At 55.4% G+C, this 24,000-nt stretch carries 18 protein-coding genes; 7 read left to right on the forward strand and 11 right to left on the reverse strand.

Features of this window, described 5'->3' with window-relative positions:
• Nucleotides 1–94: 94 nt before the first annotated feature.
• A complete protein-coding gene (locus IEV29_RS06645; protein ID WP_229726267.1) occupies nucleotides 95–1,090 on the forward strand; it encodes a catalase family protein in 996 nt (331 codons plus the stop codon).
• A 30-nt stretch (nucleotides 1,091–1,120) separates the two neighbouring features.
• Here the strand turns inward: IEV29_RS06645 and IEV29_RS06650 are convergent, their stop codons facing one another.
• The 3 genes from IEV29_RS06650 to IEV29_RS06660 are packed head-to-tail and all read right to left on the reverse strand — an operon-like array spanning nucleotide 1,121 to nucleotide 3,991.
• On the reverse strand, nucleotides 1,121–2,653 hold the full coding sequence (locus tag IEV29_RS06650) for a Dyp-type peroxidase (protein WP_188380428.1): 1,533 nt from the start codon (nucleotides 2,651–2,653) through the stop codon (nucleotides 1,121–1,123).
• Nucleotides 2,654–2,685: 32 nt separating this feature from the next.
• A complete protein-coding gene (locus IEV29_RS06655; RefSeq protein WP_188380429.1) occupies nucleotides 2,686–3,369 on the reverse strand; it encodes a hypothetical protein in 684 nt (227 codons plus the stop codon).
• A 1-nt stretch (nucleotide 3,370) separates the two neighbouring features.
• A complete protein-coding gene (locus IEV29_RS06660) occupies nucleotides 3,371–3,991 on the reverse strand; it encodes a hypothetical protein (protein ID WP_188380430.1) in 621 nt (206 codons plus the stop codon).
• 180 nt (nucleotides 3,992–4,171) lie between these two features.
• Between IEV29_RS06660 and IEV29_RS06665 the strand changes: the two genes are divergently transcribed.
• From IEV29_RS06665 to IEV29_RS06675, 3 genes are all read left to right on the forward strand, one after another.
• Nucleotides 4,172–4,540: an Hpt domain-containing protein gene (locus IEV29_RS06665; protein WP_188380431.1), complete on the forward strand. Its 369-nt coding sequence runs from the start codon at nucleotides 4,172–4,174 to the stop codon at nucleotides 4,538–4,540.
• 78 nt (nucleotides 4,541–4,618) lie between these two features.
• Nucleotides 4,619–4,957: a hypothetical protein gene (locus IEV29_RS06670; protein ID WP_188380432.1), complete on the forward strand. Its 339-nt coding sequence runs from the start codon at nucleotides 4,619–4,621 to the stop codon at nucleotides 4,955–4,957.
• A gap of 72 nt (nucleotides 4,958–5,029) precedes the next feature.
• Nucleotides 5,030–5,761 carry a glutamine amidotransferase gene (locus IEV29_RS06675; protein ID WP_188380433.1) on the forward strand — a complete coding sequence of 244 codons (732 nt, stop codon included), beginning with the start codon at nucleotides 5,030–5,032 and terminating at the stop codon, nucleotides 5,759–5,761.
• 10 nt (nucleotides 5,762–5,771) lie between these two features.
• On the opposite strand, the gene IEV29_RS06680 is transcribed toward IEV29_RS06675, so the two are convergent.
• Nucleotides 5,772–6,770: a serine/threonine protein kinase gene (locus tag IEV29_RS06680; protein ID WP_188380434.1), complete on the reverse strand. Its 999-nt coding sequence runs from the start codon at nucleotides 6,768–6,770 to the stop codon at nucleotides 5,772–5,774.
• A gap of 133 nt (nucleotides 6,771–6,903) precedes the next feature.
• On the opposite strand from IEV29_RS06680, the gene IEV29_RS06685 reads away from it, so the two are divergent.
• On the forward strand, nucleotides 6,904–7,602 hold the full coding sequence (locus tag IEV29_RS06685; RefSeq protein ID WP_188381106.1) for a UPF0149 family protein: 699 nt from the start codon (nucleotides 6,904–6,906) through the stop codon (nucleotides 7,600–7,602).
• Nucleotides 7,603–7,737: 135 nt separating this feature from the next.
• Here IEV29_RS06685 and aroG read toward each other — a convergent pair whose 3' ends face one another.
• The 4 genes from aroG to IEV29_RS06705 form a co-directional block, all read right to left on the reverse strand.
• On the reverse strand, nucleotides 7,738–8,805 hold the full coding sequence (gene aroG / locus IEV29_RS06690) for a 3-deoxy-7-phosphoheptulonate synthase AroG (RefSeq protein WP_188380435.1): 1,068 nt from the start codon (nucleotides 8,803–8,805) through the stop codon (nucleotides 7,738–7,740).
• A 308-nt stretch (nucleotides 8,806–9,113) separates the two neighbouring features.
• Nucleotides 9,114–10,574 carry a metalloprotease TldD gene (gene tldD / locus IEV29_RS06695; RefSeq protein ID WP_188380436.1) on the reverse strand — a complete coding sequence of 487 codons (1,461 nt, stop codon included), beginning with the start codon at nucleotides 10,572–10,574 and terminating at the stop codon, nucleotides 9,114–9,116.
• A 173-nt stretch (nucleotides 10,575–10,747) separates the two neighbouring features.
• On the reverse strand, nucleotides 10,748–11,578 hold the full coding sequence (locus IEV29_RS06700) for a carbon-nitrogen hydrolase family protein (RefSeq protein ID WP_188380437.1): 831 nt from the start codon (nucleotides 11,576–11,578) through the stop codon (nucleotides 10,748–10,750).
• A 3-nt stretch (nucleotides 11,579–11,581) separates the two neighbouring features.
• Nucleotides 11,582–15,790 (reverse strand): YhdP family protein, encoded by a 4,209-nt coding sequence (locus IEV29_RS06705; RefSeq protein ID WP_188380438.1) that lies wholly within the window; start codon nucleotides 15,788–15,790, stop codon nucleotides 11,582–11,584.
• Between the two features lie 126 nt (nucleotides 15,791–15,916).
• On the opposite strand from IEV29_RS06705, the gene glnE reads away from it, so the two are divergent.
• Nucleotides 15,917–18,676: a bifunctional [glutamate--ammonia ligase]-adenylyl-L-tyrosine phosphorylase/[glutamate--ammonia-ligase] adenylyltransferase gene (glnE, locus tag IEV29_RS06710; protein ID WP_268234303.1), complete on the forward strand. Its 2,760-nt coding sequence runs from the start codon at nucleotides 15,917–15,919 to the stop codon at nucleotides 18,674–18,676.
• A 227-nt stretch (nucleotides 18,677–18,903) separates the two neighbouring features.
• A complete protein-coding gene (locus IEV29_RS06715) occupies nucleotides 18,904–20,241 on the forward strand; it encodes an LLM class flavin-dependent oxidoreductase (protein ID WP_188380440.1) in 1,338 nt (445 codons plus the stop codon).
• Between the two features lie 53 nt (nucleotides 20,242–20,294).
• Here the strand turns inward: IEV29_RS06715 and gap are convergent, their stop codons facing one another.
• The 3 genes from gap to tkt are packed head-to-tail and all read right to left on the reverse strand — an operon-like array spanning nucleotide 20,295 to nucleotide 23,896.
• Entirely contained in the window at nucleotides 20,295–21,305 is a 1,011-nt protein-coding gene (gene gap, locus IEV29_RS06720; RefSeq protein ID WP_188380441.1) for a type I glyceraldehyde-3-phosphate dehydrogenase, read from the reverse strand.
• 39 nt (nucleotides 21,306–21,344) lie between these two features.
• Complete coding sequence (locus IEV29_RS06725; RefSeq protein ID WP_188380442.1) at nucleotides 21,345–21,905, reverse strand: GNAT family N-acetyltransferase; 561 nt, start codon at nucleotides 21,903–21,905, stop codon at nucleotides 21,345–21,347.
• Nucleotides 21,902–23,896 carry a transketolase gene (tkt, locus tag IEV29_RS06730; protein WP_188380443.1) on the reverse strand — a complete coding sequence of 665 codons (1,995 nt, stop codon included), beginning with the start codon at nucleotides 23,894–23,896 and terminating at the stop codon, nucleotides 21,902–21,904. The genes IEV29_RS06725 and tkt overlap by 4 nt, the downstream gene beginning before the upstream one ends.
• Nucleotides 23,897–24,000 lie beyond the last annotated feature (104 nt).

Consider the following 24,000-nt stretch of genomic DNA (forward strand, 5'->3'; position numbering starts at 1 on the left):
ATCTGCCTGACTATCCCGCTTGCACAATATAGCGTGAATTATTCCGGCAACGCGCTGACATCATATTAAACAATTATTATTTATGTCCGACAATATGCTCGCCCAAGAACACATCCCGCCACAAGAAGCTGCCGACACCCTTGATCTGGCAGCGCGACTCAAAGCCAAGATCATTCGCGACAATCCAACCGGCATCATGCGACGGGATGCTCATCCCAAGATGCACGGTGTCGTCAAGGCAGAGTTCACTGTAGAGAGCGACTTGCCGAGCGACTTGCGCATCGGTATTTTTGCCGAGCCAAAAACCTACCAGGCATGGATTCGCTTTTCCAATCAGGATGGCACGATTCAGGCAGATAAGGCACGCGACATTCGCGGCATGGCGATCAAACTGATGGGCGTACCGGGCGAAAAATTGCTGGAGGCCGAAAAACACGAGCAGACACAGGATTTCATCGTCATCAGCACGAATGTATTCGTGACAAAAAATGTGGCTGAATTCGATGCCATGATCAAGGCGATGACGACTGGCATCTGGCCAAAGATTGTCTTCTTCGGCACGCATTGGCGCGTCATCTGGAATCTGATCAAATCCCTCAAGAAGTTCGCCAATCCGCTGCAGATGCGCTACTGGAGCACGACGCCCTATCTGTTTGGCGACACCGCTGTCAAATATTCAGCCATTCCCCATCGTACGGATGACCACGTGCCGGCCGATCCGGGGCCGGATTATCTGCGTCAGGCTATGGTCAGGCAGCTGGCCCATGGCGAAGCCCTGTTCGACTTTGCCGTACAGTTGCAGACCGACGCCAGTCGCATGCCAATTGAAGATCCAGGCAAGGAGTGGAAAGAATCCGAATCGCCCTTCCGCAAGGTGGCGACGATCCGTATTCTCCAGCAGTCATTTGACAGCGAGGAACAACGCGCCTTTGGCGAGAACCTTTCCTACACACCTTGGCACAGTCTGCCGGCACATCGTCCGCTCGGCGGTATCAACCGTGCGCGCAAGATCGTCTACAACGCGATCTCCGAGTTCCGCCACCAATACAACAACGTTCCGCGCCGCGAACCGACCGACTGGTCGATCTAGGCGCACGGCCTCTTTTACCTCAGGTCGCGCTCAAGTCGGATCCACAATGCCTTGCGCCATCATGCGCAAGGCAGTCATGCTCGGCACAAAAAAGTAGTCGCCGCCGCGTGTTTCCACCAGGCGCGGGATTTTCTTGAGAATGTATGGGGCGTCATCGCTATCTGGTTCAACCTGGATGACGGCTCGACTGGGCGCATCGTCATCGCCGTGGTTACCCAGAATGACATCTTTTTCGTTCGACGCATGGAAATCATTGCCGTAATTGATCCATTGCTGTTGCACAAACTCAAACTGACGGCTGATACTGGCATTGAGCATCATGATGATAATGCCGTGATTGCCGTCATCCCGCGTCGGATCCTTGACTTGCCCATAAGGCAAACCGCGACGTAATACGCGACGGCGGTTTGACAAGGCACCTGGCGTGTCAAACGCTCCCTTGGTGAATTCCAGTGAGGCGCGCGGATTGATGCGGCGAATATGTGCGCTGAACGGGCACTTGCCACCCTGCATATCGTTGTCAAAGGTAAAACCACTCAGCATCTTGTCCTTGTCCAGCGGCGCAGCCGTACTGAACCGCGCGTCCCACGCCGCCTTGCTTGTCGCATCCGGTGCCGATACCAGCGGTGCGCCATTGTCGCGCCAGCGACCCACAAACTTGGCAGCCAGCAGCTCTTTCCCGCCCGGATACTTGTCACCTTCCTCTTCCAGCAGCTTGTTGAAGCTGCCCACATTCTCGTGCAGCTTGCGATAAACCATGAAAGTGCCATTGCGTGACAGCAGTTGTGGCGCTGGTGCGATCGGATATTCCTGCGCCTCGTCGCGATGTCCCAGGATGAACTCACCGGTCTCAAGCGGTGCCCAAGTACCATCTTTCATCTGCTTGCCACGACCCACTACACGTTCCGGTTTGCTCGGCATGCCTTCGAATACCGGATCGCCAATGCCATCGGTATACCCAAAATGTTCCTTGCTGGTTGGCTTGCCGTCCTCGAACAGCACATGCACATCCTGATAAGCGAGATTCTCCTTGCCATCGTCGCCGCGATGTCCGGTCAGTACCTGCACGCCTCCCGCCGTGTCATGCACCAGCTTCAGCAATTGTTCGTAACCGTCGTGCAGTGCTGCCGGCGTCTGTGCATTGATCGCCAGCCACGCATGCACATCCTTGTGACGATCACGATGACGGCTGTCGCGCCAGATCGGGTCCCAATACTCCGGCGCGCTGCGATTGTCATCGCCAAGGATATCGGCTCTCGGCCGCATGCCCATCACGAATTCCATCGGAAACCCAATCAGCGAAGCCCGTGGCAATTCCAGCGCTTTTAATCCCTGATAGGTAAAAGCGACATTCAATGTGTGCAGTGGTTTTTGAATTGGATCCGGACCTTCACCCCAGCTGACTGCTGTCGTTACACGCTTGGTCACCTGCTTCAGAAATTCTCGCCCGCGCGCACCATCATGGATATTGATAAACACATAGCGCGCCAGAGGGAAGTTGTAGCGGCCGTAGGCGCGCAACACATTGCCCTGAATATCCATCAAATCCAGCTGTTTTTTCACGGTATTCCTCGATTCGGTCATGTTTTTGCAGATCAGGGACGCGACTGTCCCGGACGCCAGCTCGGGCCGGCCAGATTGGTTGGTTGCACGCGCTGGATGAAAGCGCGATAAGCCTGTTGCAGTTCAGCAGGAGGCAAACCCTGATGCTCGGCCGCAAAGCGCGCAAATTCCTGCTTCAGGTACAAGCCTTTCAACTGTTCTTCCAGTGACTCATCATTGGAGCCAACAAAAAACAGCGACGCATTCAGCTGACATTTCTTGATGTAGTGAACAAAGGTGTCGGCACCTTTGACATCCTCAAAGCCGTAGCAGAATTCCCAGAGTGAACGGATATCGTCACCAATCGCATGCCACATGGCCCGCAGATAGGTATCCAGATCACCATGCAGATTGCAGGACCAGACCAGATACTTGGATTGCAGATGGTCTTCCTTGGGCAACGCTGCACGACGAAAGCGATCCGAGAAAATCGAGAGAATGTCGTACCAGGTTCCGCCAAAATCGGTGCCAGGCAAGGACTCGTAATAGACATCGTCCAGCACAAAAAAACGTGTCAGATAGGTTTGCGGCACTCTGGCCATCGGACTTTGCTCGTGCAAACCCCACTGTTGCAGGCGACGGCGTACTTCATCACTGTAGGCAGTACCACCGTAATGTCCTTTTTGAATGGGTGACAGGCAGGTAAGCGCGTAGGCATTGTTACTGACATTTCCCATCTCAATGCCCCTTTGCCTGTTCTGCCAGACTGATGATCGGCGTTGGCTGCATGTCACCCATGTCGTGCTGTAGTCCGCGCAACAGTGTCTTGTACTGTTTGAAAAACTCGTCCGGATCCGCCTCCCTGACCTGTTCGTCAAAGGCGATCAATGCGCTCTTTACACGCTTGGCAGCCTTGACGTCGTTCGCCGCTGCGAGCGGATAAGCCGTGTAGTAGTGATCCGTCTGAATCTGGTTGAACTGGATATAGGAATGGAACGGTGTCAGCGGCACCGACTTCGGATAGCGGATATTCCATTTCCAGAACAGATCGAGTCCGCTGGGAATGGCAAACGTGAACGAATCCACGTACTGCGCCCAGCTGCCGTTGAAATTGCTGAAGAACAGCATGTAGGAGTAATGCAGGTTTTCCTTCGGCTGTTGCGGCGAGAGATGCGGAAACTGGTTCCTGCCAATAATGACCCAGCGTGCATAGTGAATCAGCGACAAGGTAATCAGCCCTTTAAGGGTAGATGGCTTCTTCTGCGCCACCCAGAAGATCACCTTGTTGATCCAGGTCATATACCAACGGATCGGGGTAATTACATTCATCGCATAGGCTTTGCCTGCAATATTGGACATGCACTCTCCCTTGATGCTGCAATGGATATCGGGAAGCATCCCGATGAATCAAAGCGGAAGACACTAGTAGAAATCGTTACTTTAAGGCAATACCATAAATATGGTGTTTACTTGGGCACTGCGGTGTGTCAAGGTGCGGCGACGCGTTTGTGCGACCTTTTATTTCACGATTTCTTAACAATGCACACGTCTCTTTCATCGATACAGTCCAGCCTGCCGCCAGACGATGAGCTGGAAACGATCCATGCCCTGCTCGGCGACGAATTTCTCGCTATCGCTCGTATGTTCGTGATCGACAGTGCGGCGCGACTGGACACCTTGTCCGAAGCCACGTCGACATCCGATATCGCCACCATGGAAAAAATCAGTCATGTCCTGTGCGGTAGCGCCGCCTCGATCGGCGCCAGCGCCATGGCACGCTATTGCAGCGCAATGGAAATGGATATACGGCGCGGCCAGTTGCAGCAGAGCGATGTTCATCTGCTGACCATTCGCAATGAATACGAACGCGTTGCGGCCAAACTCGATGCCATGCAACAAGCCGGATAATTCTCTGTCCTGCCGTCATGCTGTAAGCCTGCAAACAAGGCACAATAGTGAACATTGTGCAACCAAGCTGGCAACAACATGAATCAGATTCCCGAATCCAAGAAAAACCATCTGTGGCGCAAGACGATCTGGTATACGGACCCGGAAGCCTTTCCGCTCGGCCCGCACCATTCCGTTGAAGTTTATTGCTGTGAAGAGTCGAACGGCTACGCCATCTGGTATGCGCGCCGTCTTGCCAAAGATGACAAACGCAACAGCAGTCAGACCGAGAATGGCGATTATCTTCTGAGCTATTACGGCAAGACAAAACGCGATGACGCCATCGAATTCGCGGTATTGACGGCCAATAGCGATGCATCGGTGGATGAGGTCATTGCCCGTCTCGACGCGCTGGCCAAAGACGCTCAGAAAGTCTGATTTCCTTTTCTTTACTGGCAGTTTTTAGGTCCTTCTGCGATCACAATCTGCCATTCATTCGTTTAACGCAACATGAAACCCATCGTCATCATCAAGGTTGGCGACACCTTTGCCGACCTTGCCCAATCCGCTGGCGACTTTGAACATTGGATCGAGAAAGGTCTGGGCAAGCTCAAATCGCCTGTTACCGTGATCGATCCCCGCGTCAATACGTTGCCAGCACCTGGCGGAATAGCCGGTGCCATCGTGACGGGCTCCCATGCCATGGTGACCGATCGTGCTGACTGGAGCGAAACACTCGCAGCGTGGTTACGTAAAGCCGTGGAGGAAGAAATCCCTTTACTCGGGATCTGCTACGGCCATCAACTGCTGGCCCATGCCCTCGGCGGTAAAGTCGACTACCATCCACAGGGCATGGAAATTGGCTCGGTACACATCAGCAAGACAGCTGCCGCCTCGGATGACCCGCTGTTCCATGATCTGCCGGCCAGTTTCATGGCGCATGTTGTACACAGTCAAAGTGTACGCACGTTACCGCCTGAAGCAGTCTTGCTGGCAGAAAATGCGTTCGAACATCATCATGCTTATCGCATTGGCCGTCATGCCTGGGGCGTGCAGTTCCATCCGGAATTCGATCATCGCGCGATGGGCAGCTACATTACAAAACTGAGCGACCATTTAAAGGAAAAGGGAGCGGACGTTCCCACCCTGCAGTCACAACTCGCCTACACGCATGCAGCGTCCGGCATTCTGAACAAATTCGGCAAGCTGGCGGAAAACCATCCACTTTATTCGTCAACTTGAGCAGACCGGCTCAAACCACTGGCCACAGCGGTGGCTCGTCCATCAGCGCGATTTGCTCACGCAATTCCAGAATACGGTCCTGCCAGTAACGCTGCGTATTGAACCAGGGAAAGGCAACGGGAAACGCCGGATCGTCCCAGCGCCTTGCCAGCCATGCGGAATAATGAATGAGGCGCAAGGTACGCAGCGCTTCGATCAGGTACAGCTCGCGCGGCTCAAACTCGGCAAAATCTTCATACCCTGCCAGCAAGTCACCAAGCTGCCGCACCATCTCATGCCGCTCACCTGATAACAGCATCCACAAATCCTGAATTGCCGGACCACTACGGCTGTCATCAAAATCCACAAAATGCGGCCCTGCATCCGTCCACAAGACATTGCCGACATGGCAGTCGCCATGCAGTCTCCGCATGCGAACGTCGCCCGCACGTTCATAACAGCGCAACACGCCATCCAGCGCTTGCGCCGTGACGCTGCGATAGGCTTCCTGTAAATCGGATGGGATCAAGCCACTGCCGAGCAAATAATCGCGTGGCTCCGTACCGAAGGTTTGCGCATTCAATTCTGGGCGATGTGTAAAAGGCATCTGTCCGCCTACGGCATGAATCCGTCCGATAAAACGGCCCAGCCATTCAAGCGTTGCCGAATCACCCAATTCAGGTGCGCGGCCACCCTGACGTTTGAACACAGCAAATCGAAAGCCCTCAAAACAATGCAGGCTCCGTTCGTCCTGCAACACCATCGCCGGTACCACGGGAATTTCGTTCTGTATCAGTTCACGCGTAAACGCATGCTCTTCCAGAATTTGCGTGTCGCTCCAGCGCAAGGGCCGATAGAACTTGGCAACCACAGGCGGCCCGTCTTCCATGCCGATCTGATAGACGCGATTTTCATAGCTGTTCAACGCCAGCAAACGTCCATCGCTGTACAAGCCAATGCTTTGCAAGGCATCGAGCACGCAATCTGGGCTCAGGGAAGAAAAAGAAGCGGGAGGCGCGAAAGAAGTCATGCGGCATTGTACGTCTCTGCGACACCAAGGCGGCATGTTCTTGCGACTTGTCGCAAGCTACGGCACCCGCAGCAGAATCCCGCCACGCCTGCTGGTACACTGTCGCCCTTACTCCCCTCCACCTGATTTCGCCATGCACCTCGACCAGCCACTTTCCGACAAGGAATTCAACGAACTTGATCAATTCCTGCTTTCCGACCGCACGGCGGACGATTGCATGGCCATGGATTCACTGCACGGCTTCTTGACTGCGCTGGTCATCGGCCCGGAAGAAGTCCCGCTCGCCGAATGGTTGCCGCATGTCTGGGGTGCCGATGACAATGCCACGCCAACCTTCAAGAACGATAAGGAATACGAACGCATTGTTGGACTGATCGCCCGTTTCATGAATGAAATCGCCATCACCTTCGAAGTCGCACCGAAAGAGTATGAACCACTATTTTGCGAACATGAATGGGAAGGCAAACCGGTGCTCGATGGCGAAGCCTGGGCCTGGGGATTCAGCGAAGGCATGGCCTTGCGCGCAGAAGCGTGGGAGCCCATTTATGCCGCACCAGTAGCGCCATTATTGCGACCAATCTATTTGCTCGGTGCCGAAGAGATCGAGGAAGAAGAATTAGTGCTGGTCGATACGCCAATCAAGACCCACAAGTTGACGATCGAAATGGAAGCGGCGATCCCGGAAATTCATAAATTCTGGCAACCGCTACGCAAGTCCGCCGTCAAAACCGTGCAGCGCGAAGAGCCGAAAGTCGGTCGCAACGATCCATGCTCCTGCGGCAGTGGGAAGAAATTCAAAAAGTGTTGCGGGGCGAGCGAAGGCGAAGACTAATCCAGGTTCATCGAGTCTAGGCCCGCTTGGACGCGCCAATGGTGCCCTTTCTTGCTCGCTATCCGGGTCATCTCATGACTCAATAAAAAAGCCCCGAAAAATCGGGGCTTTTAACATCACTCACGCCATCCCAAATCACGCATCCGGATCTTTTACGTGACGGCGCTGTTTGACTGCCTCTGCCAGCGTTTCCAGCACGCCGAGACTTTCTTCCCAGTTGATGCAGCCGTCCGTGATGGACTGGCCATAGGTCAGTTCCTTGCCCGGAATCAGATCCTGACGGCCCGCAACCAGATGCGATTCCACCATCACGCCAACAATGCGGGTATCCCCTGCGGCAACCTGCTCGGCAATATTGGCACAAACAGGAATCTGGTTTTCCGGCTTCTTCGAGCTATTCGCATGCGACGTATCGATCATCAGACGTGCTGCCAGGCCGCTTGCTGCAACATCTTTGGCGGCCTGATCCACACTGGCCGCATCGTAGTTTGGCGTTTTACCGCCGCGCAGAATGATGTGGCAATCTTCATTACCCAGTGTTGAAACGATCGCCGAATGACCGCCCTTGGTCACCGACAGGAAGTGATGCGGCTGCGATGCAGCCTTGATCGCATCGACAGCAATCTTGACGTTGCCGTCCGTACCATTCTTGAAACCGACCGGGCACGACAGACCGGATGCCAGCTCACGGTGAACCTGCGATTCCGTCGTACGTGCACCAATCGCACCCCAGCTGATCAGATCGGCGATGTACTGCGGGCTGATCACGTCGAGGAATTCGGTACCAGCAGGCAGACCCAGTTCATTCACGTTCAAAAGCAATTCACGTGCAATACGCAAACCATCATTGATGCGGAAGCTGCCATCCAGATACGGATCGTTGATCAGGCCTTTCCAGCCGACCGTGGTGCGTGGCTTTTCGAAGTACACACGCATGATGATTTCCAGCTCGCCAGCAAACCGCTCGCGCTCCTTGATCAGACGATTCGCATACTCCATTGCAGCCTTGGTATCGTGGATCGAGCAAGGGCCGATGACGACCATCAGGCGATCATCCTGACCATGCAAAATACGATGCAATGCCATACGCGCATCAGCGGCAGTCTGCGCCGCCTTGTCGGAGCATCCCAGTTCGCGAATCAAATGCGACGGAGGTACCAGTTCTTTCATTTCCTTAATCCGTAAATCGTCGGTGCGAGGCATGTTTTTTCTCCGGTCAAAAATCTGTTCTGCAAAACAAAAAACCGCCATCGCGGCGGTTTTTCAAAGAATTTCGGTTTAGCTTTTTTTACTTGCGCGCTTACCGCTTCTCCACCGCCGTTGGGCTGGAATAGCTAAAGTAAAAATAAAATGGGAAGCGCAGAGCGTTCATGTCATCACAAGTAAAACGGTTATCTGTCGGCAATAGTGCAGTAAATCGGCGTGTTTGGCAAGAAAAGCCTTTTCAAGCGTGGCTTATCAGGCAATATCCGTGGCAAAACCGTCGGCAACTTGCCTTGCGAGCAAGATAATCAGGCCGTGCCACCAACCGTCATGCCATCAATACGCAGAGTCGGCTGACCAACACCAACCGGCACACTTTGGCCTTCCTTGCCACAGACGCCCACACCGCTATCGAGACGCATATCGTTACCGATCATCGATACACGCGTCAGCGCATCAGGGCCGTTACCGATCAGGGTCGCCCCCTTGACCGGATAACTGATCTTGCCATCCTCGATCATGTAGGCTTCGCTGGCCGAAAACACGAATTTGCCGTTGGTGATATCGACCTGACCGCCACCGAAGTTGACGGCATACAAACCATTCTTGACCGAGGCGATGATCTCTTCCGGCTCCTTGTCGCCACCCAGCATGTAGGTATTGGTCATACGCGGCATCGGTAGATGCGCGTACGATTCACGACGTGCATTGCCGGTGATTGGCATCTTCATCAGACGTGCATTCATGGTGTCCTGAATGTAGCCCTTCAGAATGCCATCCTCGATCAAGGTCGTGCATTGCGTCGGATTACCTTCATCGTCGATGTTGAGCGAACCACGGCGATCGGCAATCGTGCCATCGTCCACCACGGTTACGCCTTTGGCGGCCACGCGCTCGCCAATGCGACCGGAGAATGCGCTCGAACCCTTGCGATTGAAATCACCTTCCAGTCCGTGACCAATCGCTTCATGCAGCAATACGCCAGGCCAGCCAGAACCCAGCACAACGGTCATCGGACCTGCAGGTGCAGGACGTGCTTCCAGATTGACCAATGCAGACGCGACTGCTTCACTCGCGTATTTTTCCAGCAGTTCGTCGCTGAAGTACGCGTAGTCATAGCGTCCGCCACCGCCGCTCGAACCCATTTCGCGACGGCCATTTTGTTCAGCGATGACGGTAATCGACAGGCGCACCAGCGGGCGAATGTCCGCAGCCAACACACCATCACTGCGCGCGACAAGCACCACATCGTATTCACCTGCCAGACCTGCCATGACCTGCACGATGCGCGGATCCTTGGCACGTGCGATGCGCTCAACACGTTCCAGCAGTTTGACCTTCTCCGTCGCATCGAGTGAATTCAAGGGATCGTGCGGCAGGTAGAGCGAACGACCGCCACTCGGTGCGATCGTCGATGCCACCTTGATCTTGCCCGCACCCTGACGCGCAATCGTGCGTGTTGCCAGCGCGGCTTCGGTCAGGGCGCGTTGCGAGATTTCATCCGAATAGGAAAACGCCGTCTTGTCGCCGGAAACAGCACGTACGCCAACACCCTGATCGATGGAGAAACTGCCTGTCTTGACGATCCCCTCTTCCAGACTCCAGCCTTCGCTCTTGGTGAACTGAAAGTACAGATCGGCATAATCGACGCGATGCGCGAACATCGTGCCCAGCGTCTTGATCAGTGCAGACTCATCCAGACCGAATGGCGTCAGCAAAATATCGCGTGCAACTGCCAGCGTTTTCAGATTGGGTTCAAATGGCGTCATGTGGCTCTTTGTGCGTAATCAGTGGCATGGTCAGTCAATGAAGAACGTAGACAGTTCAACATCAAAACCGACAAAAATTGGTTCGGATAACCTGAATTGTAGAGCATTCGCGAAAAGCACCGTGCCTGCGCGCAGGAAACAAGGGGCTTCCCGACTGGCAGCCTCAAGCCGCTTTAAAGAACGCGATGCTTTAATGCAGGCAGATTTTCCCGGACTCGAGAAAGATGGTGGGGATCAATATCGCCGATTGCAAGGCCCTCGCCCTCGTTCCAGACCGACTTGATGTCACCCCATGGATCGATCAACATGCTGTGTCCCCAGGTCGTACGACCATTGGGATGACGACCACCTTGCGCGGCAGCAAGTACGTAGCACTGGTTTTCGATCGCACGTGCACGCAACAGAATTTCCCAATGCGCGCGACCCGTTGTGTAAGTAAAAGCCGCCGGCACCACCATCAAGGTGCAATCGCCCATGGCGCGATAGAGCTCTGGAAAGCGCAAGTCATAGCAGACTGACAGGCCGACCTTGCCGAATGGTGCGTCAAAGGTCCCGACCTGCGTGCCATGCACGATGGTGCGTGATTCATCGTATGACTCTTCCCCTTTGGTAAAGCTGAACAAATGAATCTTGTCGTAACGCGACACGCGATTGCCGTCTGCGTCGTACACCATCATCGTATTGAGAACCTTATCGGCAGTCGCCGCAAGCGGCAGGGTGCCGCCAATCAACCATACCTTGTAATCACGTGCAATGCGCGACATGAAGTCCTGAATCTGTCCCTTGCCATCCTGCTCGGCCAGCGCAATCTTGTCGGTTTCCTGCAAGCCCATCGCGGCCCAGTATTCCGGCAGAAGCACCAGCTTCGCCCCCTGATGCGCAGCCTCTGCAACCAGCCGCGTGACGGTGGCGATGTTTTCTTCCACGACAGGCGTGGAAACCATCTGGATTGCTGCAACGCGCATGGCTGTTGCAGCGGCTGCCGATGCCGGAATCTGACTCATGCCTCACCCTTCATAAAGCGTTTGGTTGGAACGGGAACTTGGTGGTGTTTCGGGACTGCGTTCAATCTTGTTGACAGCCGGATCGCTCCAGCTACCGGTAATTGCATATTCGTACGTAAAAGCTTTTGCCAGCGGCGCACGCAGGAACAGCTGTGCGAGAAAGGTGCCGGCGCCAATAACCGGATTGACCGCCAGAGCGTATGCAACCGAGGCGGCACCGGCATTGATCTCCGGAATGATCACGGCCCGCAAATCCTGAGTCTCTTTCACGATGTCTGCTGCACCATCGATCACGACAGTTGCACTCACCCCGCGCATTTTGAGGTTATCCGTTCGTGCCACCCCTTTATTGATCTGCGCGGATCCATTGATACCGTCAAATGCAAACCCCTCCGAAAAGACATCACGAAAATCCAGCGTCAGACGGCGCGGGATCGACTGCATGCTGAGCACGCCCAACAATTTTGCCGCGCCCGGCTCCACCTTCAGGAACTGGCCGCTCTTCATGTCGAGATTGAGCTTGCCCGATAAACTCGGGTAGTCAATCGAGAACGGCAAACCGGCCCAGCTAATATCACCGGCCATTGTGCCCTGACCGGCTTTCAGCACATCCGAAAAACCAAAACGCGCCAGCAGTTTGCCCGCATCTTCAATCTCCAGCTTGTAATCCAGATGCGAATTGCTGACACCCGACTTGACGATCCAGTTGCCGGTTGCCGACAGTCTGGCATCCGGGTTGCTGACGGTCAGATTGCGGATACGCCATTCGCGCCCTTCCGTTGCGCGCACATAATGCGCAAGCAACTCCAGATGACCGAGCTTCTTGCCATACAACTCAAAATTATCGGCAATGATATCGAGCGCCGGCATCTCGGTCGTCTGATCGACATGGGAGAGCATGTCCTTGACGTCGGCACTGGCCGTTTTCGGTATCTTCAGCGAGGTCAGTCTGGCGGTCACACGTCCAAGCCCGCGCCCCGACTCCGAGTCGCGCCAGCTCACATGTCCGGTCATCTGCGACGATTCGATATTGACCTGCCACAAGTCATCGCCACGTGTCAGGCCGGCGACCACGGCATCAAACCGCTTGTTCAACAAGAACAGTTCATCCGTGCGCAAGGCCAGCTTGTCTGTTTCCACATATTGCGCCAGATCCGGTGCGCCTTTGGTAGTGGCAATCGGCTTGCCTGCCAACCCACTGGAAACAGAAGACGTCGCGGCGATCCAGTCATCGATATTCAGACTCGGCACACTGATATTGGCTTGCACACCGGTTGCCGGTTCCGGCGGTTTTTCATTCACACCGATACCGCCCCGCACAATCCGCCACGGTGAGCTGCTACCAGCACTGGCATTGCCTGCATTCCGCTCACGCTGATACAAGGCCGTGATGGCGCTGCCGAGATTGATACGGATATTGTCGCGTTGCGTTCCCCCGCTGTCCGGCGCTGCGCCTGTCTGCACGTAACGCAAGGGCAAGGCATCACGTGCATCCTTTTTCAACGGCATCGGGAAATCCAGCCCCAAGCCACGCAGACTGGAATCCACCGTCACATCCACAGCCTTGCCACGCACAGCAACCAGCGTGGTGAAACGCGTGCTGCCATTGATGCGCTCCGTCAATTTCTGCACTTCTGCAGAGGGGTAAGCCTTGCGCAAACCGGCAGCGGTCAAGGTGCCGTCCGCACGAATCTGGATCGCACCATCTTTTTGCGAACCACCACTGACCGCCAATGGACCACCAAGGAAAGTGCCCTTGATCTCGTGCAGCGAAACCCCTTTCTCATTGAATTCCAGACTGCCGTTGGTCTGCGCGATCTCTGGCATGGCATTCATCAAGGTCACGCCATTGTTGGCGAATTTCAGCACGCCATTCACCTTGGCATCATGCATATTGTGCAAAGGCAGATTCAGCTTCAGCGTGAGCGAGGCATTCCCTGTGCCTTTGGATTCATCCGTGAAGTGTCCTATCCACTCCCCCACCGGACTATCCACCGTGTAACGCAGGAAATTCTGCAACGGCCCTTTAGCGGTACCGTCGATCTGCAACTCGGAATCATGTATCGCCAGATTTGGGACCACAGCCTTGACGTCGGCAACCTGTGTGCCATGCGTTTCGCCTGTATCGCCGTGCACTTCCAGACGCGCCTTGTCAAAGATAATGCGCCCCTGAATCTTCTCGAGCAAAGGCCACATCGGCGACTTGCCATCATGCGCAAACATATCCGGCGCATAATTCAAGACCCCGTCATGAATCTTGCCGGCAAACATAAACTCACCCGCGTTCTTGTCGCCAGGCTTTTGTTCATGAAAAGGAAAATGCGCCAGATCACCCTTGATACGCAAACGCCCGTCCTGCAAGGTGCCGCCCACAAGACCGTCGTCCAGCCAGTGGCGGACATCTTCCGGCATGCCGAGCGGCAGGTAATGTCCAACCTTGTTCAGCTCCAGCCCGTTTACTGATCCTGTCAGATCAATCACGCCCGGTACATTTTTTTCCTGCTTGTTGATCGGCATCAGGTGCGTGCCGGACAGGGACGCATGCAAGGCATCCTTGGCAAAAGACAGGTTGCGAATCCTCAGCATCAACATGTCGTTTTTTTCGAACCGCCATTTTGCATCGGCATCCAGCGTATCGAACGCAATCGTGGGTTCGGCAAAATAAGCGGGAGACGCGAAGCTGACTTCTTTTGATGCCAGTTGAAAGGAGCCACCCTTGTCGCTGGCATCCACGCGACCGGACAGATTTTCAAATCCGGGAATGGCCGGCACCGCAGCCTGCGCGGGCGCCTTGGATGTCGCGGCACGCGCCGAGCGTGCTGCCTGCGCCTGCAAACCCAGATTCAGAAAATCGCCTTTGACCTGATAGGCCTGTATATCGGGATAGGCACCTTGCCACTGCGCCGAAAAATCACGCAACTGTCCACGCGGTGCGAAATCACGCAGCATCCGCAACTGTGCGGGTGGTAGCGGCAAACGTTCTGCGAATGCCGCCAGCGCCTGCAGATCGAGCATTTTTGCCTGAATTTCAGTGCGTTCCGGCGTATTCCCCTTGGCAGCGACATAGCGCTCGCTCATCGTGGTTTTCGGCAAGGCCAATCCGTCGCGGGTCTGCACCGTCAGATCGGTGACTGCAATTGCATGACCATTGAGTCCGAAAGTCGGCGTACCGTCGCGCACCTGATTGTCGATGGTTTCCTGAATCGAGACACGTCCGTTTGCTGCAATCAGATCAAGCGGCGTCAGATCCTTGCGAAAATGCATCAACACATCCGACAAAGCCAGATCGGCCGTCAGATTGACCACACGGGCATGATCAAACGCCAGCCAGGCGCGCAGTGATCCGCTGGCAGCGCGGAGATCGAATGGAAAATCCAGATAGGTTTTCCAGTTCGCCAGATCGGTGTTGCGCACATCGACATACACCTCGCCGGTCCAGCGTGACGGATCGGACTTGCGCCCTTCCAGCAACGAATGCTCGAAGCGCGCACGAATATCGAGCGGTGCTGCAATCGTCGCGGGTGGCGTTGCCATCAAGGCAAATTGATGCCGCGTGCCCTTGTTCTGCAGCACGACATTAAGCTGTTCCAGCAGTAATTCCGGGGCCTGCCGCAGATCATCTTTCCAGCGCAAGCGACCACCGTTAATGTGGATATCGTGTTGCGACATCACCCAGTCTGCCGCACGACCATCGCTTTCCGGTCCCGTCTCGACCGGCATGCCTGCCACGTAGAAACGACCTTCTGCATCCCGCCGAATATCCATGTCCGGCTGATCGACATCCAGCCGATGCAGACGCAGCTCGAATGCCGGCAACGACCACCACGACACCACGGCGGAGACACGCGGCAATTGCAAGGCGGGCTGATGATTCTCATCATAGATCGCCACGTTTTCAAGGGTCAGGGAAGGACGCAAGCGCTGCCAGCCGCCGGACAATGCGCCGATGGTGACTGGCCGACCGATCGCCTTGCTGGCAATCTGTTCGACATCGGTACGATATTCCGCAATCTGGGGCATCACGACGTAACGCAAACCCAGCAGCAGAATGCCGAATACAAAATAGGCAACCAGCATCAGCTTGAGCGTAAAGCCCAGCAGATGAAAACTGGCGACATTGGCACGTTGATACAGTTGCCCGGCCGAGCGCCAACCATTCCGCAGGCGGCCGGCCAGCGCAGGTTGATCAACTTGGTCTTGCTCGTTAGGCATCAATCAAATCGTGGAGTGAGAGACATCGCGTAGAATGAAACGAACCAGCAACATACACAAATAAATAATGCACTACGATCCGTCTGCAACCTTCGGCATTTCCGGAATGTGGCAACCGGCATCGGCATACAACAATCAGACGCCCAGACAGCAAACCACATGTCCCTGCCCATTCTCGACGCTTCGCGGTTTTACACGCGATGGATCAATGCAGACAGCAGCCGCGCACAAAAGGTTGCCGAAGTTGCCAAATTATCCCTGAACCCCGACGTTTTCGCTCGTGTTTTACAAAACGAAACAGATAGCGGTGCCACGTTGCCAGCGGCGATGCGCCGCCTGCGCAATCTGGTCATCGCCACCCTGATCCGGCGCGACCTCAACGGAGATGCCAATCTGAACGAAGTGGTCAGCACCATGACCGCGTTTGCCGACTTTGCCGTGCAACACCAGCTGGCGGCCACCATGCAGGAAATGATTGCCCTGCATGGCACCCCAATCGGCGAAGAGTCCGGTCAGCCGCAGGAAATGATCGTCCTGGGCATGGGCAAACTGGGCGGTGCCGAGCTCAACGTCTCATCCGACATCGACCTGATTTTTGTCTATCCGGAAGATGGCGAAACACAAACCACCACGCCGGAGCAGCGCAGCCTGTCGAATCACGAGTTTTTCGTGCGTACCGGCAAGAAACTGATCGCCGCACTGGCGGAAATCACGGCCGATGGCTTTGTCTTCCGTGTCGATATGGCGCTGCGCCCAAATGGCAATTCCGGTCCGCTTGCTGCCAGCTTCGGCATGGTCGAGGACTATCTGATCGTGCAGGGACGCGAATGGGAGCGTTATGCCTGGGTCAAGGCACGGGCGCTAACCGGCAAGCCGGAAGATATTGCCGTGCTGGAAAACATCATCCGGCCTTTTGTCTATCGCCGCTATCTCGATTACGGCTCGATTGATGCAATCCGCAATATGCATGCGCAGATCCGTGCCGAAGTCACCCGTCAGGAAGCACGTCATCCGGAACGCAGCCACAACGTCAAGCTCGGCCGCGGCGGCATTCGCGAGATCGAGTTTCTGGCGCAGGTTTTCCAGTTGATCCGGGGCGGCCGTGATGCGGCCCTGCGTGATCGCTCCACACGCAAGACCTTGCGAATTCTTGCCGACAAGCAGCTACTCAAGCCGGAGATCGTGGCGGAACTGCTGCACGCCTATACCTTCCTGCGCGATCTGGAACATCGCCTGCAGTACCTGGAAGATGCACAAACCCACACGCTGCCCGTCAACGATGCAGACCGGCTGACCATTGCACAAATGATGGGGTACAGCGATATCGCCACGCTGTTAAGCGAACTGGAAAAACAGCGCGTCATCGTTGCACGCCATTTCGACGAGATGTTCAACGACAAGCAGAACGGACAAAAAAACGAGCAGCAAAGCGACGCACCCAATGTCGCAGCGGAACTGGCAGTCGTGCTGTCCAGCGCGGACAGCGAAGATGCGATTACCCAGTTCCTCACGCAGCTTGGCTTTGACGAAGCGGCTGATTCCGCACGCCGGCTGCTGTCGACATGGCGTTCACCGCGTTTGCAGACGCTGCCGGAAGCCAGCCGCAACAAGCTCGTCGCACTCGTCAACACCAGCCTGCCGATCATTGCCAAGGTCACGGACAAACACAGCGTCACGCTCAGCCGCCTGCTCGATTTTCTGGAGGCCATTGCACGCCGCGCCGCGTATCTGGCCCTGCTGACCGAATATCCACATGCACTCGAACGTGTGATCCGCATGATTGCTGCCAGCAACTGGGCCGCCATGTACCTGACGCGCCATCCGCTGCTACTCGATGAATTGCTCGACGACCGCACGTTGAAAGCCGCGCCGGACTGGGATGCCTTTGCGCGCGATGTTCGTCAACGACTGGAAGAGTCACCCGGCGATACCGAACGTCAGATGGACATCCTGCGCGAGATGCATCATGCGCAACTGATTCGCTTGCTGGCGCAGGATCTGGTTGGTGATCTGAGTGTGGAAAAACTGGCCGATCACCTGTCTGCGCTGGCAGACAAACTCGTATCGGAAACCATCCACGCAATCTGGATGATGCTGCCCAATCGCCATCGCGATGAGCCGCGCTTTGCCGTTATCGCCTACGGCAAGCTCGGCGGCAAGGAGCTCGGTTATGCATCCGATCTGGACGTCATCTTTCTCTACGACGATGACAATCAGGATGCGCCCGGCATGTATGCCAAGCTCGCACAACGTTTCATTACGTGGATGACCGCGCATACACCAGCCGGCATTCTGTTTGATGTCGATATTGCCTTGCGACCCGACGGTGCCAGTGGCTTGCTCGTCTCTACGGTTGCATCCTTCGAGAAATATCAGTCAACCTCCGCATGGCTGTGGGAGCATCAGGCACTGACACGCGCACGCTATTGCGCAGGCGATGCCGACATCGGCGCACGCTTTGAAGTGATTCGGGAAAACGTTCTGCGACAGGAGCGCGATCCGGTCAGACTCAAGGAAGAAGTGCTGGCCATGCGCAAAAAACTGTACGACGCCTATCCCAACAAGAGCACCGAATTCGATCTCAAGCAAGATGCCGGCGGCATGATCGATATCGAATTCATCGTGCAGTACATGGTGCTGCGTTACGCATCGCAGCATCCGCAACTGACCGGCGATATCGGCAATATTGCCTTGCTCAAATTATTTGGCGAACTTGGCTTGATCGACAAGGAACTCGGCGTCAGGGTGGGTGATGCCTACCGCACCTTCCGCAAGCTGCAGCATCAAAGCAGGCTGCAAGGTCTGGAGCGTGCACGCATCAGCAAAGACAAGGTTGCCGAAGAAATCAAAGCGGTCGCCAGATTATGGCAAACCCTATTCGGCTAATTATCCGATGCGGCATGTCCAGCGCCCCATCCCGACGGCAGGGAAATGGAAGATTAATCCCGTCTGTACCCACGGCGATGCGTGAATCCGCATCGCATGGTGCCATGCCAGAAAACGCCTAAGCTTCCTCGTTTTTATTCCTTCTCAGTAGATAACGGCAGCAATTAGTATCTGATCAATTCAATCAACGATGAACAGATCAATTGCAAGGGAAGTGAAGAAGGGGAATGAGTAGTCAACGCAAGCGTCAGTTGCATTTCAATGTCGTCATTCGAGGTAGCGGCCATCATGCGGGCGCATGGCGTCACCCGCAGGCGCAACCAAAACGTGATCTGGATTTCGACTACTACAAGAATCTGGCGCAGGAAGCCGAGCGTGGCTTGTTTGATGCAGTCTTCATGGCTGACGGTTTCTTTGGTCTCTCGCGTCGCTTTGAACCTTTCACCCTGCTCTCCGCACTTTCATCCGTCACCAGCCATATCGGCCTGATCGGTACTGCCGATACGACCTATAACGAGCCATTCCATCTTGCGCGCAAGTTTGCTTCGCTGGATCACATCAGTCGTGGTCGAGCGGCATGGAATCTGGTGACGGGTGCCAATTCGGCCGTCCAGCACTTCACACGCAAGGAGCATCCGGAACGTTCGTTGCGCTACGAAATCGCTACCGAGTTCGTCGATGTCGTCAAACGCTTGTGGGATAGCTGGGAAGAAGACTTCGCGTTACTGGATCTGGATGCCTCCGACCAACTCGCCCACAGTCGCCCATGTGCATTTACGCATCAGGGAAAATTCTTTTCCATCAACGGCCCGTTGAACGTGCCGCGCCCGCCTCAAGGTCATCCGGTCATCGTGCAAGCCGGTCAGTCGGACGGCGGCAAGGAGCTGGCCGCACGAACTGCCGATGTCGTCTTCACTGCGCAGCAGACGTTGGCCGCGGCACAGGATTTCTACAAGGACGTGAAATCACGCATGGCGCGCTACGGACGGCAGTCTGATCAACTATTGATCATGCCGGGATTTGCACCCATCGTTGGCGACACCGAAGCAGAAGCCAAAGAGATTGCTGCCGAACTCAACGAACTGGTCGTCAGACCACAAGCGCTCGCCAATCTGTCGCGCTTCTTCACCGTCAATCTGGCTGACTACCATCTGGATGATCCCGTGCCGTTGGATAAGGTGAAACATCACGATCCGACGCTGCAAGGCATTACGAGTATCAAGAGCGCCATTCTGGATGCAGCAGAACGCGAACGCATGACCATCCGTCAGTTTCTGGATCGCAGCGCGGGCGGACATGGTTTTGTCACCGTCGTGGGCAGTGTCACGCAGGTTGCGGATGTATTGCAGCAATGGCTGGAAGAACGTGGCGCTGATGGTTTCAACCTGATGCCATCCGTGTTTCCGGTTGGCTTGACACGCTTTGTCGATAGCGTGATTCCGGAGCTGCAAAATCGGGGGATTTATCGCCAGTCTTACGAACCGGGCACATTACGGGATCGTCTTGGCCTGGCTTATCCGGAACGACGTGATGAACTTGCATCGCCACAGACGCAATATCAATAAAAAATGCCCCGACTTGCGGGGCATTTTTGTTGAAGCTTGATTCGCTTGCTCGATCACTTGGCCGACATCAGTGCGACGGTCGTATCCAGCATACGGTTGGAGAAGCCCCACTCATTGTCGTACCACGACGAGACCTTCACCAGACGACCCGACACTTTGGTCAGCGTTGAGTCAAAGTTGCTCGACGCTGGGTTGTGGTTGAAGTCGACCGAAACAAAAGGCTCGGTGTTGTAGGTCAGGATGCCTTTCAATGCGCCTTCCGATGCTTCCTTCATGATGGCATTGATTTCTTCCACGGTCGTGTCACGTGCAGCGATGAACGACAGATCAACGATCGAGACGTTGATGGTCGGAACGCGGATCGCGTAACCGTCGAGCTTGCCATTGAGTTCCGGCAGTACCAGGCCAACCGCAGCAGCAGCGCCGGTCTTGGTCGGGATCATCGATTGCGTGGCCGAGCGTGCGCGACGCAGATCTTCGTGCATGACGTCGGTCAGCACCTGATCGTTGGTGAACGCGTGAACGGTGGTCATCAGGCCATTGACCAGACCGATTTTGTCATTCAGCGGTTTGACCAGTGGGGCCAGACAGTTGGTGGTGCACGATGCGTTGGAGATAACGGTGTCGGTCGATTTCAACACGCTGTTGTTCACGCCGAAGACGACGGTCGCATCCACATCCTTGCCGCCCGGTGCGGAAATGATGACTTTCTTGGCGCCACCTTTGAGATGAGCCGATGCCTTTTCTTTCGTCGTAAAGAAACCCGTGCACTCCAGCACGACGTCGACATTCAGATCGCCCCAAGGGATTTGTGCTGGATCACGTTGCGCGAAGACGCGGATGCGATCGCCATTGACGACCATGAAATCGCCATCGACTTCCACTGTGCCCGGGAACTTGCCGTGCGCAGTATCGTAACGGGTCAGGTGTGCGTTCGATTCCGGTTTGCCGAGGTCATTGATCGCGACGATTTGGATATCGTTTTTCTTGCCGCTCTCGTAGTGGGCACGCAGTACATTGCGACCGATACGGCCATAGCCGTTAATTGCAACGCGGATTGTCATTCTTTTTCTCCAGAAAATTCAACATCAACGAAAGAAACATCATTGCCCGGACGGCCGCTTGGTCGCGCAGGCTGCCTGCAAGGCAGGTAAATCGCGCCAGCCGTAGCCGGCTTCCATCAAATCAAGGCCATCCCAGGTGAATGGTTGTTCGACTAACAACTCGGCACCAAGTTCTTCATAAAAACTGCGCGCCGGCTTGTTATCGGCAATCACCCAGACCAGCAAACCTTCTGCGCCCTGCTTCTGCATGGCTTCGGCAACGAGTGCTAGCAAACGACGGCCAACACCGCCACGCTGTGCAATCGGCTTGAGGTAGATTGCCGTCAATTCTGCATCGAGCTCAAACTTGGCAGGTGTCAGCAACATGCCGGAAGCAAAACCAACCAGCTCATCACCCGCCATCGCAACGAAAACTGAAATCGACGGCACATCGGCCAGCAGCACTTGTGACCACATCGCGGTGCTGTCCTCGGTCTTCATGCCATCGAGGTAGGCATCGGGCATGACGCCGCGATACGTCGCACGCCAGCTTTCTACACGCAGTGCTGCAATCGCAGCAGCATCGTCAGGCGTGGCACGGCGGAATGTGATCTCGATCACGCGAGTGCTTTTTTGACAGTCGCGATCACGTTTTCAACCGTGAAGCCAAAATGCTTGAACAGCACGCCAGCCGGTGCCGATTCGCCAAACGTATCGATACCGACCACGCCGCCTTCGAGGCCAACGTACTTGTACCAGAAGTCGGTGACACCAGCTTCGATCGCCACACGTGGCACGCCTTTGGTCAGCACGCTGGCTTTATAGGCTGCATCCTGACGATCGAATACATCGGTCGATGGCATCGAAACGACACGTGCTGCAACGCCGTGCTTGGCCAGCTCGTCAGCCGCTTTGACTGCCAGTTCGATTTCCGAACCGGTCGCGATCAGGATGATTTTTGCGTCCTTGGCATCACGCAGCACATAGCCACCGCGCTTGATGTTGGCGATCTGTTCGTCGCTACGTTGCTGGAACGGCAGATTCTGACGCGAGAAGATCAGCGTGGTTGGGCCATTGCTGCGCTTGACCGCTTGCTCCCATGCCACGGCCGATTCCACCGTATCGCATGGACGCCAGTTATCCAGATTCGGGATCAGGCGCAGGCTCGATACGTGCTCAACCGACTGGTGGGTTGGGCCGTCTTCGCCCAGACCGATCGAATCGTGCGTGAAGACGAAGATCGAACGCGTCTTCATCAACGCAGCCATACGCAATGCATTGCGGCTGTAATCGGAGAAGGTCAGGAAGGTTGCGCCAAACGGGATGTAACCGCCATGCAGAGCGATACCGTTCATGATCGCGCTCATGCCAAATTCACGCACACCGTAGTTGATGTGGTTACCGGCCTGATCGCCACGTACCGCAACGCATTCTTTCCAGTTAGTCAGGTTGGAGCCGGTCAGATCGGCCGAACCGCCCAGGAATTCTGGCAACACGGGTGCCAATGCCTGAATCGCGTTCTGGCTGGCTTTACGGGTTGCGATGGTTTCTTGCTTCTCGACGCAGGCAGCGATGTATTCGTTGACGGCTTTGTCCAGATTGCCTGGCAGTTCACCCTTCATGCGGCGTGCCAGCTCGGCAGCTTCTGCAGGGAATTGTTTGGCGTAATTATCCAGCTTGGCTTGCCAGTCACCTTGGCGCTTGGCGCCGGTTGCCTTGGCATCCCATGCTGCATAGACGTCAGCAGCCACTTCAAATGGTGCGTCGCTCCAGCCGATGGCTTCACGCGTGGCAGCGATTTCCTTGTCGCCCAGCGCAGCGCCGTGCACATTGTGCGTACCCGCCATGTTTGGCGAACCTTTGCCGATGACCGTACGGCAGCAGATCAGGGTTGGCTTGTCCGATTTTTTCGCGGCTTCGATTGCGGCATCCAGCGCAGCCACATCGTGACCGTCAACCGCGCGGATCACGTTCCAGCCGTACGATTCAAAACGCTTCGGCGTATCGTCGGTGAACCAGCCTTCAACGTGACCATCGATCGAAATACCGTTGTCGTCATACAGTGCGATCAGCTTGGACAGACGCAGCGTACCGGCCAGCGAGCAGGCTTCGTGTGAAATACCTTCCATCAGGCAGCCATCGCCGAGGAAAACATAGGTGTAGTGATCGATGATGTCCAGATTTGGACGATTGAATTCTGCCGCCAGCAGTTTTTCTGCCAGTGCCATACCGACCGCATTGGTGATGCCCTGTCCCAGCGGGCCGGTCGTGGTTTCGATACCCGGCGTGATGTCCACTTCCGGATGGCCCGGCGTCTTGGAATGCATCTGGCGGAAATTACGCAGCTCATCCATCGACAGGTCGTAACCTGTCAGGTGCAGCAGCGCATAGTGCAGCATCGAACCATGACCATTCGACAATACAAAACGATCACGGTTGACCCACTTAGGATCAGCCGGGTTATGCGCGTAGTGCTTCGACCACAGTGCAACGGCAATCTCTGCCATGCCCATCGGCATGCCTGGGTGACCGGAATTGGCCTTTTGAACAGCATCCATTGCCAGCGCGCGGATCGCGTTGGCCATTTTGGTGGTCGGGAGCGTGGAAGTCATGTTTGAATATGAAGGGCGGTCGAAGGAGTGAGTCAAAGCGGGCAAGCTGCAGCCCGAAATCGCCTTGCGGCAAGGTGTTACGAAGGCGCATATTTTACCAGAGT

This window comes from Oxalicibacterium faecigallinarum (genome assembly GCF_014635705.1).
In the GTDB taxonomy this organism is placed as follows: Bacteria; Pseudomonadota; Gammaproteobacteria; order Burkholderiales; family Burkholderiaceae_D; genus Oxalicibacterium; species Oxalicibacterium faecigallinarum.

What these genes read in the sequence shown, in the direction of transcription:
- IEV29_RS06645 (WP_229726267.1), top strand. Translation starts at nt 95, where the DNA reads ATGCTCGCCCAAGAACACATCCCGCCACAAGAAGCTGCCGACACCCTT.
- IEV29_RS06655 (WP_188380429.1), bottom strand. Translation starts at nt 3,369, where the DNA reads ATGGGAAATGTCAGTAACAATGCCTACGCGCTTACCTGCCTGTCACCC.
- IEV29_RS06660 (WP_188380430.1), bottom strand. Translation starts at nt 3,991, where the DNA reads ATGTCCAATATTGCAGGCAAAGCCTATGCGATGAATGTAATTACCCCG.
- IEV29_RS06665 (WP_188380431.1), top strand. Translation starts at nt 4,172, where the DNA reads ATGCACACGTCTCTTTCATCGATACAGTCCAGCCTGCCGCCAGACGAT.
- IEV29_RS06670 (WP_188380432.1), top strand. Translation starts at nt 4,619, where the DNA reads ATGAATCAGATTCCCGAATCCAAGAAAAACCATCTGTGGCGCAAGACG.
- IEV29_RS06675 (WP_188380433.1), top strand. Translation starts at nt 5,030, where the DNA reads ATGAAACCCATCGTCATCATCAAGGTTGGCGACACCTTTGCCGACCTT.
- IEV29_RS06680 (WP_188380434.1), bottom strand. Translation starts at nt 6,770, where the DNA reads ATGACTTCTTTCGCGCCTCCCGCTTCTTTTTCTTCCCTGAGCCCAGAT.
- IEV29_RS06685 (WP_188381106.1), top strand. Translation starts at nt 6,904, where the DNA reads ATGCACCTCGACCAGCCACTTTCCGACAAGGAATTCAACGAACTTGAT.
- aroG (WP_188380435.1), bottom strand. Translation starts at nt 8,805, where the DNA reads ATGCCTCGCACCGACGATTTACGGATTAAGGAAATGAAAGAACTGGTA.
- tldD (WP_188380436.1), bottom strand. Translation starts at nt 10,574, where the DNA reads ATGACGCCATTTGAACCCAATCTGAAAACGCTGGCAGTTGCACGCGAT.
- IEV29_RS06700 (WP_188380437.1), bottom strand. Translation starts at nt 11,578, where the DNA reads ATGAGTCAGATTCCGGCATCGGCAGCCGCTGCAACAGCCATGCGCGTT.
- IEV29_RS06705 (WP_188380438.1), bottom strand. Translation starts at nt 15,790, where the DNA reads ATGCCTAACGAGCAAGACCAAGTTGATCAACCTGCGCTGGCCGGCCGC.
- IEV29_RS06715 (WP_188380440.1), top strand. Translation starts at nt 18,904, where the DNA reads ATGAGTAGTCAACGCAAGCGTCAGTTGCATTTCAATGTCGTCATTCGA.
- gap (WP_188380441.1), bottom strand. Translation starts at nt 21,305, where the DNA reads ATGACAATCCGCGTTGCAATTAACGGCTATGGCCGTATCGGTCGCAAT.
- tkt (WP_188380443.1), bottom strand. Translation starts at nt 23,896, where the DNA reads ATGACTTCCACGCTCCCGACCACCAAAATGGCCAACGCGATCCGCGCG.